General features: G+C 69.2%; 16 protein-coding genes. 12 read left to right on the top strand and 4 right to left on the bottom strand.

Features of this window, described 5'->3' with window-relative positions:
* The 4 genes from VF536_RS16800 to VF536_RS16785 all read left to right on the top strand — a co-directional run.
* Window positions 1-267 (top strand): septum formation initiator family protein (locus tag VF536_RS16800; protein WP_331616009.1); only part of this gene is annotated, 267 nt, incomplete at its 5' end.
* A 55-nt stretch (window positions 268-322) separates the two neighbouring features.
* Complete coding sequence (gene pnuC, locus VF536_RS16795) at window positions 323-967, top strand: nicotinamide riboside transporter PnuC (RefSeq protein WP_331616008.1); 645 nt, start codon at window positions 323-325, stop codon at window positions 965-967.
* A gap of 53 nt (window positions 968-1,020) precedes the next feature.
* The gene (locus VF536_RS16790; protein WP_331616007.1) at window positions 1,021-1,713 is read left to right on the top strand and encodes an AAA family ATPase; all 693 of its coding nucleotides are present in this window, start codon (window positions 1,021-1,023) and stop codon (window positions 1,711-1,713) included.
* A 115-nt stretch (window positions 1,714-1,828) separates the two neighbouring features.
* Window positions 1,829-3,613, top strand: coding sequence for a bifunctional metallophosphatase/5'-nucleotidase (locus VF536_RS16785; RefSeq protein WP_331616006.1), 1,785 nt, complete (start codon window positions 1,829-1,831; stop codon window positions 3,611-3,613).
* A gap of 146 nt (window positions 3,614-3,759) precedes the next feature.
* Here the strand turns inward: VF536_RS16785 and VF536_RS16780 are convergent, their stop codons facing one another.
* Window positions 3,760-4,740 carry an Hsp33 family molecular chaperone HslO gene (locus VF536_RS16780; RefSeq protein ID WP_331616005.1) on the bottom strand — a complete coding sequence of 327 codons (981 nt, stop codon included), beginning with the start codon at window positions 4,738-4,740 and terminating at the stop codon, window positions 3,760-3,762.
* Between the two features lie 20 nt (window positions 4,741-4,760).
* Entirely contained in the window at window positions 4,761-5,306 is a 546-nt protein-coding gene (locus VF536_RS16775; protein WP_331616004.1) for a gamma carbonic anhydrase family protein, read from the bottom strand.
* Between the two features lie 29 nt (window positions 5,307-5,335).
* Here VF536_RS16775 and VF536_RS16770 point away from each other — a divergent pair, with 29 nt between their 5' ends.
* Window positions 5,336-6,121: a ferritin-like domain-containing protein gene (locus tag VF536_RS16770; RefSeq protein ID WP_331616003.1), complete on the top strand. Its 786-nt coding sequence runs from the start codon at window positions 5,336-5,338 to the stop codon at window positions 6,119-6,121.
* A gap of 104 nt (window positions 6,122-6,225) precedes the next feature.
* A complete protein-coding gene (locus tag VF536_RS16765) occupies window positions 6,226-7,119 on the top strand; it encodes a DMT family transporter (protein ID WP_331616002.1) in 894 nt (297 codons plus the stop codon).
* 33 nt (window positions 7,120-7,152) lie between these two features.
* Here VF536_RS16765 and VF536_RS16760 read toward each other — a convergent pair whose 3' ends face one another.
* Complete coding sequence (locus VF536_RS16760; protein WP_331616001.1) at window positions 7,153-7,626, bottom strand: Lrp/AsnC family transcriptional regulator; 474 nt, start codon at window positions 7,624-7,626, stop codon at window positions 7,153-7,155.
* 185 nt (window positions 7,627-7,811) lie between these two features.
* On the opposite strand from VF536_RS16760, the gene VF536_RS16755 reads away from it, so the two are divergent.
* The gene (locus VF536_RS16755; protein ID WP_331616000.1) at window positions 7,812-9,131 is read left to right on the top strand and encodes an aspartate aminotransferase family protein; all 1,320 of its coding nucleotides are present in this window, start codon (window positions 7,812-7,814) and stop codon (window positions 9,129-9,131) included.
* 165 nt (window positions 9,132-9,296) lie between these two features.
* On the opposite strand, the gene VF536_RS16750 is transcribed toward VF536_RS16755, so the two are convergent.
* Complete coding sequence (locus VF536_RS16750; RefSeq protein ID WP_331615999.1) at window positions 9,297-9,737, bottom strand: DUF3052 domain-containing protein; 441 nt, start codon at window positions 9,735-9,737, stop codon at window positions 9,297-9,299.
* Window positions 9,738-9,774: 37 nt separating this feature from the next.
* Between VF536_RS16750 and VF536_RS16745 the strand changes: the two genes are divergently transcribed.
* From VF536_RS16745 to VF536_RS16725, 5 genes are all read left to right on the top strand, one after another.
* Complete coding sequence (locus VF536_RS16745; protein WP_331615998.1) at window positions 9,775-10,758, top strand: DMT family transporter; 984 nt, start codon at window positions 9,775-9,777, stop codon at window positions 10,756-10,758.
* 418 nt (window positions 10,759-11,176) lie between these two features.
* Window positions 11,177-11,914, top strand: a complete 738-nt coding sequence (locus VF536_RS16740) for a PIG-L deacetylase family protein (protein WP_331615997.1) — start codon at window positions 11,177-11,179, stop codon at window positions 11,912-11,914.
* A 122-nt stretch (window positions 11,915-12,036) separates the two neighbouring features.
* On the top strand, window positions 12,037-13,032 hold the full coding sequence (locus tag VF536_RS16735; protein ID WP_331615996.1) for a succinylglutamate desuccinylase/aspartoacylase family protein: 996 nt from the start codon (window positions 12,037-12,039) through the stop codon (window positions 13,030-13,032).
* Window positions 13,033-13,054: 22 nt separating this feature from the next.
* A complete protein-coding gene (locus VF536_RS16730) occupies window positions 13,055-13,774 on the top strand; it encodes a DsbA family oxidoreductase (RefSeq protein ID WP_331615995.1) in 720 nt (239 codons plus the stop codon).
* A gap of 141 nt (window positions 13,775-13,915) precedes the next feature.
* Entirely contained in the window at window positions 13,916-14,956 is a 1,041-nt protein-coding gene (locus tag VF536_RS16725) for a recombination-associated protein RdgC (protein WP_331615994.1), read from the top strand.
* Window positions 14,957-15,014 lie beyond the last annotated feature (58 nt).

The following is a 15,014-nucleotide window of genomic DNA, read 5'->3' as shown; positions in this document are numbered from 1 at the left end:
AAAGCCCTGGCCATCGTCCTCACCGCGTTCCTTGTCGCCATCCAGGCCCAGCTCTGGTTCGGCAAGGGCGGCCTGGCCCGCGGCGTCCAGCTGCGCGCAGAACTGCGCGAGCAGGTCGATGCCAACGAGAAGGCCCGCGCGCGCAACACGCAGCTGCAGGCCGAACTGCTGGACCTGCGCGAAGGCCTCGAGATGGTCGAGGAGAAGGCGCGCATGGAACTGGGCATGGTCAAGCCGGACGAGGTCTTCGTCCCGCTGCGGCGCTGAAGCGCCGGGACCACGCGACAATCTCCCCTCCGCACTTTCCTCCCGCAATCTCCGCATGCTCTCGCCGATGGATGCCGTGCTCGCCTGGGCGCTCTCGCCCGCCTTCCATGCCCTCGGCAGCCCGATCAGCTGGCTGGAGCTCGTGGCCTTCGCGCTCGCGATCTGGATGGTCGTGTGCAACATGCGCGTGCAGGTGATGGCGTGGCCGCTGGCGCTGACCAGTTCACTGCTCTACTTCCTGCTGTTCTGGAGCGGCAAGCTCTACGGCGAAGCCTCGCTGCAGCTGCTGTTCGCTGCGCTCGCGTTGTGGGGCTGGTGGCAATGGATGCGCGGCCGCACCGCGGACGGTGACACCCTGCACGTGCGCACGCTCGGTCCCAAGGGCCGCATCACCGCCGTGCTGTTCACGCTCGCGGCCTGGCCGCTGCTGGGGCTGTTCCTGCAGCACCGCACCGATTCCCCCCTCCCCTATTGGGATGCCCTCCCGACGGTGGCGAGCATCACCGGCCAGTGGCTGCTCGGCCGCAAGTACCAGGAGAACTGGCCCGTCTGGGTGATGGTCAACCTGGTGAGCATCGGGCTGTTCGCGCTCAAGGGCTACTGGCTGACGGTCGTGCTGTACGCGGTGTTCGTGCCGATGTCGGTGGCCGGCTGGCGCGCCTGGCAACGACAGCTGCGTCCGGCGGCGATCGCCGCCTGAGCGGCGACACCTGACCCCGTCGACCCGAAGCGTCCGCGCCTGCCGTTCTCCCCATGACCTTGCACATCGCCCTCGTCGGCGCCGAGAGCACCGGCAAGAGCCGCCTCGGCGTCGCGCTGCTGGCGCATCTGAGCGCCCAGACACGGCTGCGCTGCGCGCTGGTCGGCGAGTACCTGCGCGAGTGGTGCGAGCGCGAGTTGCGCACACCGCGCCCCGACGAGCAGCGCGAGATCGCCGAGGAGCAATGGCGCCGCGCCGAAGCGGCCGCCGCGGACCACGACCTCGTCCTGCACGACACGACGCCGCTGATGACCGCCGTCTACAGCGAGCAGCTCTTCGACGACACCAGCCTCTACCCGTTCGCGCTGCAGGTCCAGGCCCGCATGGACGCCACCTTGCTGATGGCGCTCGACCTGCCTTGGATCGCCGACAACATGCGCGACGGCCCGCACGCGCAGCAGCCCACCGACCGGCTGCTGCGCCGCGCACTGCGCGACGCCGGCCTGAGCTACAGCCTGGTCTCGGGCAGCGGCCCGGAGCGGCTGCAACAGGCGCTCAACGCGCTCGGTCCGTTGCTGAGGCCGCACCTCGGGCGCGAAGACGGCCTCTTCGGGCGCCTGCTCCAGCGCGGGGAAAGCTTGGGCGGCGATGGCTCCTGGTTGGGCTGCGAACTCTGCGACGACCCGGCCTGCGAGCACGCCAGCCGCACCGCCGGCCGCGGCGCCGAACGCCATCCGCGCGGCTGAACGGCGCGCTCACGGCGCCGCCACACAGGCGAGGCACAATCCGCCGCTTCGATCCCGCAAACATTTGCGAGCATCGAGTTTTTCGAGATTCACGGCGTTCCTGGAGCCTCCCCCGATGAACCGTCCTTTCGTCCGCCGCCCGCTGGGCGCCCTGTCGATGCTGCTGAGTGCGGCGCTGCTCGCGGCCTGCGGATCGCTGAGCTCTTCCGGACCGCAAGCGCCGCTGCCGCCGTCGGTGGAAGGATCGGCCGCCGCTGCCAAGACCGCGAATGCAGCGAAACCCGCCACCGCGTCGGTCGCCGTCAAGGTGCTGGCGATCAACGATTTCCACGGCAACCTGCTGCCGCCGGCCGGCGGCATCAAGCTGCCCGACCCGCAGAACCCCGACAAGACGATCACGCTGGACGCGGGCGGCGCGGAGCGCATGGCCACGGTGGTCGCGCAGATCAAGGCGAAGAATCCCAACCACGTGTTCGTGGCCGCCGGCGACCTGGTCGGCGCGAGTCCGTTGCTGTCGGCGCTGTTCCATGACGAGTCGACGATCGAGTCGCTGGGCATGATGGGTCTGGACATCTCCTCGGTCGGCAATCACGAGTTCGATCAGGGCATCGAGGAGCTGCTGCGCAAGCAGCGCGGCGGCTGCCACCCGAAAGACGGCTGCAAGGGCCCGACCGAGTTCAAGGGCGCGAAGTACCAGTACCTCGCCGCGAGCACCATCGACGAGAAGACCGGCCAGTCGGTGCTCCCGGCCTACGCGATCAAGCGCTTCGACGGCGTGCCGGTGGGCTTCATCGGCCTGTCGCTGAAGGGCACGCCGGAGCTGGTCAGCCCGACCGGCATCCGCGGCCTGCGTTTCGACGATGAGGCCGAGACCATCAACCGCCTGGTGCCCGAGCTCGAGCGCCAGGGCGTGCACGCCTTCGTCGTGCTGATCCACGAAGGCGGCTACCCGACGGGTGGCATCAACGACTGCCCGGAGATCTCCGGTCCGATCGTCGACATCGTCAAGAAGCTGGACAAGCGCGTCGGCCTGATCGTGTCGGGCCACACCCACCGCGCCTACAACTGCCGCATCGACGGCCGCCTGGTCACCAGCGGCGACAAGTACGGCACCCTGGTCACCGAGATCGACCTGACCCTGGACCGCGCCACCGGCACGATGACCGAGGCGCGAGCCAACAACGTGGTGGTGCGCCCTGAGACGGCCAAGGACCCGCGCCAGACGCTGCTGATCAGCAGCTACCAGCACGTGGCGCAGCCGCTGATCGAGCGCAAGGTCGGCTTCCTGGCGCAGGCGCTGAGCAAGGAAGGCGACGACAAGAGCGACGGCGGCGGCACGACCATGGGTCAGCTCGTGGCCGACGCGATGCTGGCCGCGACACGCGCGCCGGAGAACGGCGGCGCGCAGATCGCCTTCCAGAACAACGGCGGCGTGCGCACCGGGCTCATCCATCGCGCGGACGACACGGTGACCTTCGGCGACCTGTTCGCGGCCCTGCCGTTCTCCAACGCGCTGGTGGTGGTGGAGCTGTCTGGCGCGCAGCTGCAGGCCGTGCTGGAAGAACAATGGTGGGCCAACGACCCGAAGAAATTCCTGCCGCTGCAGACCTCGCAGGGCTTCAGCTACCGCTGGGACAACCGCCGGCCGTTCGGCTCGCACGTGGTGCCCGGGAGCATGACGCTGAACGGCAAGGCGATCACACCGGACCAGAAGATCCGCGTCGCGATCAACAACTTCCTGCAGGTCGGCGGGGACAGCTTCAAGACCTTCACGGCCGCGCGGCTGGTACAGACGGGGCCGATGGACGTGGAAGCGCTGGAAGCCTACTTCAAGGCCCACGGCACCCAGCGCGTGAAGGCCACGGCGCTGGATCGGGTGGTGCGCGTGGATACGCCCTGACGGTTCGAAGAACGACTTCGGAAAGCCAGGCGCGGGCTCTCCGCGACGCAGGGGGCATCGCGTCCGCGAACCCCCAGCATCACTCCGGCCCCACAAGCGCTCGCTGACCCCGGTTCTTGGCGCAGCGGCGCGGTGTGGCGTCGTCGTTACTGGACGTTCTTCGAGCCCGGGGCCTGGTACTGCGGGTCGGTGAAGAGCTCACCGACATCCACCGGGTCGAAGACGTAGTGGTTGCCGCAGAACTCGCAGCCGATCTCGACGCCGCCCAACTCCGCCAGGATCTCGTCGACTTCCTGTCTGCCCAGGCCCAGCAGCATGCGGCCCACGCGCTCGCGCGAGCAGGTGCAGGCGAAACGCGGGTACTGCGGATCGAAGCGGCGGACGTTCTCTTCCCAGAACAGGCGGCGCAGGATGGTGTCGCTGTCCAGCGTCAGCAGCTCTTCCGCGGTCAAGGTCGCCGCCAGCATGCTGATGCGGTTGTAGGCGTCCTCCATCTCCTCGCGCGCGACGCCCGAGGTGGCGCCCGCCTCGAGGTTGCCCTCGCCCTCGATCGGCAGACGCTGGATCAGCAGGCCCGCGGCGAGCTGATCGTTGGCGGCCAGCACCAGCGTGGTCTCGAGCTGCTCCGACTGCCGCATGTAGTGCTGCAGCACGTCGCTGAGCTTCTCCAGCGGCTGGCCCTGCGGACCGCTCAGCGGCACGACGCCCTGGTAGGGCTGCTGACCCGGCAGGCGGTCCTTCGGATCGAGCGTGATCGCGACACGGCCCTGGCCGTGCACGTTGAGCATCTGCTGCAGGGTCGCGTCGTCGCCCACGGTCTCGCGCGTCTTGGCGGTGGAGCGGAAGCTCGCGTCCGGCTGCACTTCGACGACCGCCAGCTTCAGCGGCCCGTCGCCCATCACCTGGAAGATCAGCGCGCCGTTGAACTTGATGTTGGCCTGCATCAGCACGCCGGCCGCGGTCATCTGGCCGAGCAGGTCGCGCACCGCCGGCGCCAGCGGCTCCTTGCGGCGGCCGAGCAGTTCCTTCCAGCTGTCGTCGAGCCGGACCAGCATGCCGCGCACGGGCAGGCCTTCGAAGAGGAATTTGTGGAGCTCGCTCGGAGCGGGCTTGATGGACGTCGCCATGGGGTTCCTTTGAATTCGAGTTATCTGGGGGCGGTTTGAGGAACGTCAATGCGGACGAGTTCCTCGGCGTAACGCTGGCCGTTCCTGACGTAATGGGCGGCGCTCATCGACAGGCCCTGGATCTGCTCCGGTGTGAGCTGGCGCACGACGCGGGCGGGCGCGCCGACGATCAGGCTGCCGTCGGGGAATTCCTTGCCTTCGGTGACCAGCGCGCCGGCGCCGACCAGACAGTTGGCGCCGATGCGCGCGCCGTTGAGCACGACCGCGCCGATGCCGATCAACGCGTTGTCGCCGACGGTGCAGCCATGCAGCATCACCTGATGTCCGACGGTGACGTTGCGGCCGAGGACCAGCGGCAAACCGGCGTCGGCGTGCAGGACGCTGCCGTCCTGGATGTTGCAGCCGGCGCCGATGGTGAGGTGTTCGCTGTCGCCGCGCAGGACGGCGTTGAACCAGACGCTGACGTCGTCCCCGAGCGTGACGCGGCCGACGACCTGCGCGCTGTCGGCGACCCAGACGCCGGTGCCGAGTTCCGGCGTGTGTTCGCCGAGGCGGTAGACGGCCATGCGGTTCTCCAAAAGGGATAATTCTACGAATGGAACTTCGAACCCGCGCGCTGCAGGTGCTTCTGATCGCGGATCCGCGGGCCAAGGCGCTCGCGGCCCGCGAGCTGTACGGCGCGGCCGATGCCGCCGAGCTCGACATCGCCGCCCTCCTCATCCCCGAGACCGAGCCGCCCGGGCGCCCCGAGCGGCCGCGGCTGCTCGCGGCGCTGCAGGTCGGATCGCGCTCGCCGTTCACGCCCGAAGGCCGCGCGGCGCTGATCCACGCGATCGCGCACATCGAGTTCAACGCGATCAACCTGGCGCTCGACGCGGTGTGGCGCTTCCCCGGCATGCCACGCCAGTACTACCTCGACTGGCTGCGGGTGGCGTCCGAGGAGGCGCTGCACTTCACGCTGCTCGACGAGCATCTGCGCGGCCTCGGCAAGTCCTACGGCGACTTCGACGCGCACGACGGCCTGTGGACGATGGCGATGCGCACGGCGGGCGACGTGCTCGCGCGCATGGCGCTGGTGCCGCGCACGCTGGAAGCGCGCGGGCTGGACGCGACGCCGCCGCTGCAGGCGAAGTTCGCCAAGGCCGGTGACGCCCGCGCGGTGGAGATCCTCGACCTGATCCTGCGCGACGAGGTCGGCCACGTCCGCATCGGCAACCACTGGTACCGCCACCTGTGCCGCGAGCGCGGACTGGACCCGCTGACGCTGTATCCCGAGCTCGTCGAACGCTACGAGGCACCGCGGCTGCGGCCGCCGTTCAACGTCGAGGCGCGCAGCGCCGCCGGTTTCAGCGATGAAGAGATCGCTTACCTGAGCAGTTGACCGTCAAGCTCCGAGCGCGCCTGCAAGCCTCCCCTGCCAGCCCAAGAAGGCTGACCCGTCCGTGCCATCCGGCGCGGGCGCCGAGATCCCCGACACTTCCTCCCATGACCCGCATCCAAGCCAACCTGCTGCTGACCCTCATCGCGATGATCTGGGGCTCGGCCTTCGTCGCCCAGGCCCATGGCATGGAGAGCCTCGGTCCGATGATGTTCACCGGCATCCGTTTCCTGATCGGCGCGCTGGTCGTGCTGCCGCTGATCGTGCGCGAGCGGCGCGCTCCCGGCGCGACCGTGCTGCGCGGCGGCGACGCGCTGAAGATCATGGGCCTGGGCACGCTGCTGACCACGGGCGCGGCGCTGCAGCAGATCGGCATCCAGTACACCTCGGTGACCAACGCCGGCTTCCTGACCGCGCTGTACGTGCCGCTGGTGCCGCTGCTGGGCTGGCTGGTGCTGCGCCACCTGCCGCACTGGTCGGTGTGGCCGGGCGCGCTGGCCTGCCTGGTGGGGGCCTTCCTGCTGTCGGGCGCGCATGAGCTGAACGTCGGCGTGGGCGACGCCTGGGTCATCGCGTCCTCGCTGCCCTGGGCCGTGCACGTGCTGCTGGTCGGCATGGTGGCGGACCGGATGAATTCGCCGTTCACCGTGGCGGGCGGGCAGTTCCTGTTCTGCGGCGTCGTCGCGCTGGCCTGGGGGCTGTACTTCGAGTCGTGGAGCTGGACCGCCATCCAGGCCGCCGCCTGGCCGATCCTGTACACCGGGGTGCTGTCGGTGGGCGTGGCCTTCACGGGCCAGGTCGTCGCGCAACGCTACGCACACGCGGCGGACGCCGCGATCATCCTGTCGTCCGAGACGCTGTTCGCCGCCGTCTTCGGCTACGTCATGATGGGCGAACGCCTCAACGGCGCCGGGCTGCTGGGCTGCGCGCTGATCCTCGGCGCGATGCTGCTGATCCAGCTCCTGCCGATGCTGCGCGTGCTGCGGCCGCGCACGGCCTGACCCTCGCGCTTTGTCCAACGCCCGTTCCCTGGCTCACTCCAAAGGGAATGCGCTCGTCTTCTTGACCGTGCGCAGCACCAGCATCGAGTTCGCCTTCGCCACGCCCGGCAGCTGCATCAGCACGTGGGTGTGCAGGCGCTCGAGGTCCTCGGCGTCCTTGTAGGCGAAGCGCAGCAGGTAGTCGTTGCTGCCGGCGACGTAGAAGCAGTCGAGGATGTCGGGCGCGTCCTTCACCGCCTGCTCGAACTCGGCCAACGCGGCGGGCGTCATGCGCTCGACGTTGACGATGGTCCAGCTCGTGCCCGGTTTGCCGATCGCCTTCGGATTGAGCAGCGCGACGACGCGGTCTATGACGCCGGAATCCTCCAGCCGCTTGACCCGCCGCAGGCACGCCGATGGCGACAGGTGGACCTGCAACGCGAGGTCCTGATTCGAGATGCGCGCGTCGCGCTGCAAGACCGCGAGGATCGCGCGGTCGATCGCATCCAGTTGCACTTCCTTGATCATGGGCGGCATTCTGTTCGAAGAATCCATTCGATCACCGCACTGGATTGCGCCATTGCGGGTTTTCCCGCCGCCGGAACGCTCACCGATTGCGCGTGCGCTTGCCTAGACTCAGTTCATTGCAGCGCTCATCGCTGAGCCTGCTGAGTCCTTTGATCACGCGCGCCGGCCGCGCTCCGGGAGTCCCCATGTCCACGCCACCCCGCCCCGACCTCGACGCCTACTGGATGCCGTTCACGGCGAACCGCCAGTTCAAGCAGTCGCCGCGCCTGCTGACGCGCGCCGACGGCATGTTCTTCACCGACGACCAGGGGCGCCAGATCCTGGACGGCGTCGCGGGCCTGTGGTGCGTGAACGCGGGCCACAACCGGCCCCGCATCGTGAAGGCGATCCAGGAGCAGGCGGCGGAGCTCGACTTCGCGCCGCCCTTCCAGATGGCGCATCCGAAGGCGTTCGAGCTGGCTTCACGGCTGGCGGAGATCGCGCCCGAGGGCATGAACAAGGTGTTCTTCACCAACTCCGGATCGGAGTCGGTGGAAACGGCGCTGAAGATCGCGCTGGCCTACCACCGCGTCCGCGGCGAGGGCCAGCGCACGCGCCTCATCGGGCGCGAGCGCGGCTACCACGGCGTCAACTTCGGCGGCATGTCGGTGGGCGGCATGGTCGCGAACCGCAAGATGTTCGGCTCGCTGCTGGCCGGCGTCGACCACCTGCGCCACACGCACGACATCACGCGCAACGCGTTCAGCGTCGGCCTGCCTCCCCACGGCGCGGAACTCGCCGACGACCTCGAGCGGATGGTGGCGCTTCACGACGCGTCGACGATCGCCGCGGTGATCGTGGAGCCGGTGGCCGGTTCGGCCGGCGTGCTGATCCCGCCGCAGGGCTACCTGCAGCGCCTGCGCGAGATCTGCGACAAGCACGGCATCCTGCTGATCTTCGACGAGGTCATCACCGGCTTCGGCCGCACCGGCAGCCCGTTCGCGGCGCAGACCTTCGGCGTGACGCCGGACCTGATGACGGTGGCCAAGGGACTGACCAACGGCTGCGTGCCGATGGGCGCGGTCTTCGCGCAGCAGCGCATCCACGACACCTTCATGACCGGGCCGGAACACCTGATCGAGTTCTTCCACGGGTACACCTACTCGGCACATCCGCTGGCCTGCGCGGCAGGCCTCGCGACGCTGGACACCTACGCGGAGGAAGGCCTGCTGACGCGGGCGTCGGAGCTGCAGGGCTACTTCGCCGAACAGCTGCATTCGCTGCGCGGCGAGCCCAACGTCATCGACGTGCGCAACCTCGGTCTGGTCGGCGGCGTCGAGCTGGCGCCGCGCGCCGGCGAACCGACCAAGCGCGCGTTCGAGACCTTCCTCGACTGCTGGCAACAGGGCGTGCTGATCCGGACGACCGGCGACATCCTGGCCCTGTCGCCGCCGCTGATCGCGGAGCGCGAGCACCTGGATCGGATGATCGATGCGATCCGGGTGGCGCTGCGGCGGTTGAAGTGAGGCCGCTTTCCACCTGCGTCGGCCAAAGCGTTGGCCGCCAGAGCGCAGGGCTGTCAGACCTTCGGTCCTCCAGCGCTCGTCGGCGTCGTTCAGTCCACTGGACTGAACTCGGTCCGCCTCTCCCTTGGCGTCAAGCGCCAAGACCCCGCGCTCTGCCGTCCCCAATCACTTGCTGACTGCTCTGAGTTCTTTGCGGACGACGAGCTTGAGGCCGGACCACACCTCGCTCACGGCGCAGACCTTCACGTCGACCCAGCCGAGCGGCAGGCACTCCTCGCGGATGACGTCCTCGGTGATCGTGGTCGGGACCTTCGAGGCCTTCTTCGGCCACGAGATCCACAGCGCGGCGTCATCGCGCAACTTGCCGCGCAGCGCCTTGAGCTGATGCGCGAGGTCCTGTCGCTCGACGAGGAACACATGCGCGACGTCGACGGTCGCCGACGGCTGCTTCACGCGCGTGACGCCTTCGGGCATCGGTGCGAGCCAGTCCTCGTAGCCCTCGGGCGCACTCAAGGCCCACAACGTGCCGCCCGCCTGGATCCCCAGCTTGCGTGCGAGAGGCGTTCCCGAGTAACCCGCCGCCGTCGCTCCCACCCCTGTCGCCATGTCTGAGCCCTCCCTGCGTCGGGCATCATCACCCACCATGTCCAACGCCACAACCGACCGCAAACCCGCGACCAGCGCGACCGCCACGACCATCGAGGCCGCCGCAACCGCCCACGGCGCTCACGGCCACCACGTCCCGTGGCTCTCCTACCTGAGCCTGGCCGCCAGCACCAGCGTGATCGGCAGCTACGTCGGCCTGTCCAAGCTGCTGGTGGTCGTGTTCCCGGTCTTCCTGCTGGCCTTCCTGCGCTTCGGCATGGCCGCCGTGTTCATGCTGCCGTGGCTGCGGCGCGGCCCGACCGAGAAACCGCTCACCGGCCGCACGCGCTTCCTGCTCTTCCTCGAATCCTTCTTCGGGAACTTCCTGTTCTCGATCTGCCTGCTGTTCGGGATGAAGCACAGCTCCGCCGTGGTGGCCGGCGTGATCATGGCCGGCATCCCCGCCACCGTCGCGCTGATGAGCTGGATCTTCCTGCGCGAACGCATCGCGCCGCGCACGCTGTTCGGCATCGCGATGGCGGTCGGCGGCATCGCGATGGTGGCGCTGAGCAAGCACGGCGACGGCGCGGGCGCCGCGACGTCCGGCCTGGGCGCGCTGCTGCTCGTCGGCGCGGTCTGCTGCGAGGCCAGCTATGTCGTCATCGGCAAGCGCCTGGCCGCCGAGTTGCCGCCACGCCGCATCAGCGCGCTGATCAACCTCTGGGGCCTGGTCCTCGTCACGCCGCTGGGCCTGTGGCAGGCCGTGGACTTCGACTTCGGCACCGTCGCGATCAAGGACTGGGGCCTGCTGCTCTTCTACGCCATCGCCGCCAGCACCGTGACCGTCTGGCTGTGGATGAAGGGCCTGCAGCACGTCAGCGCCGCCAAGGCCGGCGTCTTCATGGTGTTCCTGCCGATCTCGACCGCGCTCATCGGGCTGGTCCTGCTCGGCGAGCAGATGAGCGGCATCCAACTGCTCGCTTACGCGCTGGCCCTGGGCGGGGTGGTGCTGGCCACTTGGCCAGGGCGCGCGCCCTCTTGACGAGCGCCTTCGGAGGCCCGTTCTCCGGGCCTGCGGCATGCCCGGCGGACGTTCCAACCGGTCTTGTCGGGGATTACACCGGTCTCCATCTAGTTTTACTACCAATGTAATACCATTCGGAGATCCGGCCCGCTAAGATGGGTCGATCGAACTTGCCCGGACGGCTGACGCCCGGGCCGCCAACGCTCCGCCGATGAACGCGAACGCCCCTTCCCCGGCCCCCACGCCCGCTTTTCCGACCACCGTCAGCCCCGCCGCCAGCCAGGCCGACTGGGAAAGCTGGATTGCCAGCTGGTATGCCGTCCTGCGGCAACCCGTGCGTACCGGTGTGAGTCCTTTGCCGCCGAAGCCGGTCCCGACATCCGCCTCTGATGGTTCCGGTACCAACGGAGAAGCAACGCCGCAACGGACGCCGCACGTGCTGGTCTTCGCGCCGCATCCGGATGACGAATGCATCGTCGGCGCACTGCCGCTGCGCCTGCGCCAGGAAGCCGGCTGGCGCGTCACCAACATCGCCGTGACCCTGGGCAGCAGGCAGGACCGCCGCGCCGAGCGCTGGACCGAGCTCGGCGCCGCCTGCGACGTGCTGGGCTTCGATCTGCGCCTGCTGGCCGCCGACGGCTTCGAGCAGGTGAAGCCGGAAGCCGCCGCCGCGCGCACGCCGCTGTGGCAGGAGCAGGTCCGGCTGGTCGCCGAACTGCTGGTGGCCGAGCAGCCCGCGCTGATCCTCGTGCCGCACGCCGGCGACGGCATCCCGACGCACATCGGCGTGCACCTGCTGGTGAGCGAGGCGCTCGCGCAGGCGAAGATCTCCACCGTCTTCGCGCACACCGAGTTCTGGGCCACCCAGCCCGCGCCGACCACGCTCGTGGAGACCGGCCAGCGCGACACCGCGCTGCTGGTGCGCGCCCTGGCCTGCCACCACGGCGAGATCGCCCGCAATCCGTATCACCTGCGCCTGCCGGCCTGGATGGCCGACAACGTGCGCCGCGGCGGCGAGCTGCTCGCCGGTCCCGGCGAAGCGCCGCCGGACTTCGCCTTCGGCACGCTGTACCGCCTGACGCGCTGGGTCGACGGCGCCGCCGTCGGCGAGCTGCCCAACACGCACTGGTCCTGCGACGCGGCACTCGACCCGCACGCGCTGCTGGGCGGCTGACCCGCCAACTTCAACTCATCGCCGCACGCGTTTTCGGCATACGCGCCGCGCACGCAGGCGCGAAACGCGCCCTCGGGCGGGCCTATGCTTCGGGTTCCTTTTTCGAGCCCCTCCGCCCCGCCATGAGCGACGCCCGCACCGACCACCCGACCCACCTCCGCGTCCACCAGTTCGCCGGCTTGAAGCCCGGCCCCAAACTGCTGGTCACGGGCGCCGTGCACGGCAACGAGGTCGCCGGCGTCAGCGGCATCCAGCGCGTGCTGGCGATGCTGGATGAGGGCGCGCTGACGCTGCTCAAGGGCACGCTGACGATGATCCCCATCGTCAACCCGCTGGCCCACCGGCTGCAGCGCCGCGAGGGCGAGCGCAACCTGAACCGCAACCTGCGCGTCAACCCGATCCCGCAGGACTTCGAGGACCGCATCGCCAACCGCCTGTGCCCGTGGATCGCCGCCAGCGACGTGCTGCTGGACCTGCACAGCTTCAACAACCCCGGACCCGCCTTCGCGATGATCGGCCCGCGCGACAACGACGGCGAGCTGGAGCCCTTCCGCCACCAGGCCGCCGAGAGCGCGCTGGCGCTGGCCGTGGGCACCTCGCGCCTGGTCGAAGGCTGGCTGTCGACCTACGCGCTGGGCCTGAAGCGCCGCGCCGACAAGGCCGCGGACGGCTCGCGCAAGATGGCGCTGCAGCAGGACCCGCATTACGGCGTCGGCACCACGGAATACATGCGCAGCACCGGCGGTTACTGCATCACGCTGGAATGCGGCCAGCACGCCGATCCGCAGGGTCCCGAGGTCGCCTTCAAGGCGATCCTGCGCACGCTGGTGCTGCTGGGCATGATCGCGCCCGAGGGCGTCGAACTCGCCGACCCGAAGCGCCCCGTCGAGTTGCTGCAGCTCTACGAGGTCGTGGACCGCGAGAGCCCGGACGACACCTTCGCGCGCCCCTGGGCCAGCTTCGACGCGATCGCCGAGGGCGAGCGCATCGGCACCCGCGCCGACGGCACGCCGGTGCTGGCGCCCGCCGGCGGCCGCATCGTGTTCCCGAACAACAACGCGGAACCCGGCCACGAGTGGTTCTATCTGGCAAAGCCCAGCGACCGCGTGTTGACTTGAGCTTCTGGCTAGAGTCGGCGGCATGAACGACACCACCGCTTCTTCCGCCGCCTCAGCCTCCATTGCCACCGGCCAGCCCCTGCAGCCGCTGCGCATCGACTTCGTCTCCGACGTCGCCTGCCCCTGGTGCGCCGTCGGCCTGAAGTCGCTGGAGACCGCCCTCGCCCGCGTGCCGGACGTGCAGGTCGACATCCACTTCCAGCCCTTCGAGCTGAACCCGCAGATGGTCCCCGAGGGCGAGGACATCGAGGAACACCTGACGCGCAAGTACCGCTCCACGCCCGAGCAGCGCAAGGACATCCGCGCGCACCTGAAGCAGCGCGGCGCCGACGTCGGCTTCACCTTCACCGAAGGCGCGCGCAGCCGCATCTGGAACACCTTCGACGCGCACCGGCTGCTGCACTGGGCCGGGCTGCAATCGGCGCAGGCGCAGCGCGACCTGAAGCTCGCGCTGCTCACCGCGTATCACACCAACGGCAAGAACCCGGGCGACCGCGAGACGCTGCTGGAGACGGTGCGCGAGATCGGCCTGGACGCCGCCGAAGCGGCCCGCGTGTTCGACAGCGGCGAGTTCGCCGAGGACGTGCGCGAATCCGAGTCGCTGTGGCAGAGCCGCGGCATCAGCTCGGTGCCGGCGGTCGTGATCAACGAGAAGTACCTCATCTCCGGCGGCCAGCCGCCAGAGGCTTTCGAGCAGGCCTTGCGTCAGATCGCTTCCGAACAACAAGGGCCAGCGACGTAACGAACGCAAGGGGGTTGTTCCGCTGCCGGGAGCACCGCCAGACCTGAGACAATCACGGCATCGTTTGAACGGGGCCCGCGCCCTCCGCGTGGCCCCGTTTTCATTGCTGTAGCCCTGACGTTGTCGCGAGTTGTCGTCCGTATGTTCAAGAACCTGATCGTTTACCGCCTGGCTGCCGATTGGCAGCCCAATGTCGAGAAGCTCGAGGACGCCCTCGAGAACGAGCGTTTCGTCCCCTGCGGCGCCACGGAAGCGCTGTCCGCCGGCTGGGTGCCGCCGCGTGGCGAACCGGGCGCGCGCCTGCTCGAGGAGATCGGCGACCACTGGCTGCTGAGCCTGCGCATGGAAAAGCGCGTGCTGCCCGGCTCCGTCGTCCGCGAGAAGGTCGACGAGATGGTCGAGCGCATCGAGCTCGAGACCGGCCGCCGTCCCGGCAAGAAGCAGCAACGCGACATGAAGGAGCAGGCCACGCTGGAACTGCTGCCGCGCGCGTTCACGCTGCAGTCCCACCTGCGGGTGTGGATCTCCCCCAAGCAGGGCTTCCTGATGGTGGACGCGGGTTCGATCGGCAAGGCCGACGAGCTGATCACGCTGCTGGTGAAGGCCGACTCGTCGATCAACCTGCACCTGCTCCAGAGCGCCGAATCGCCGGCCGCCTGCATGGCCGCATGGCTGATGGACGGCGTGCCGCCGGCGGACTTCGTCATCGACCGCGACTGCGAACTCAAGGCCGCCGACGAGATGAAGGCCGCCGTGCGTTACGCCCGCCACCACCTGGACACCGACGAGGTGAAGGCGCACCTGACCAGCGGCAAGATGCCCACGCGCCTGGCCATGACCTGGAAGGAACGCGTCTCCTTCACGCTGACGGACACGATGCAGATCAAGGGCATCAAGTTCCTGGACGTGGTGTTCGACGGCCGCGACAAGCCGGCCAAGGACGAGGCCTTCGACGTCGACGCGGCGCTGGCCACCGGCGAACTCGCGCAGCTCATCCCCGACATGATCGAGGGCCTGGGCGGCGAGCTGGACTTCATCGGCCAGTCGGCCAAGATCGCGGCGGAACATGCACCGGGCGGCGCGGCCGCCAAGCCGGCAAGCGAACCGGCCGCAAAGGCGTCGAAGACGGCCTCGCCTGCGAAGGACGAGGACCTCGCCGCCGAAGCGGCTCCCTGGGATTGAGCCTCCCCAGCCTGCTGCGTCTGCCATGACACACGCCAGCGCCGCGGACACCGACTGG

Origin of the sequence: Roseateles sp., assembly GCF_036486225.1 — a bacterium.
Classification (GTDB): domain Bacteria; phylum Pseudomonadota; class Gammaproteobacteria; order Burkholderiales; family Burkholderiaceae_C; genus Roseateles.
The sequence above is the reverse complement of the archived record's forward strand: the minus strand, read 5'-3'. Positions and strand labels throughout refer to the sequence as shown.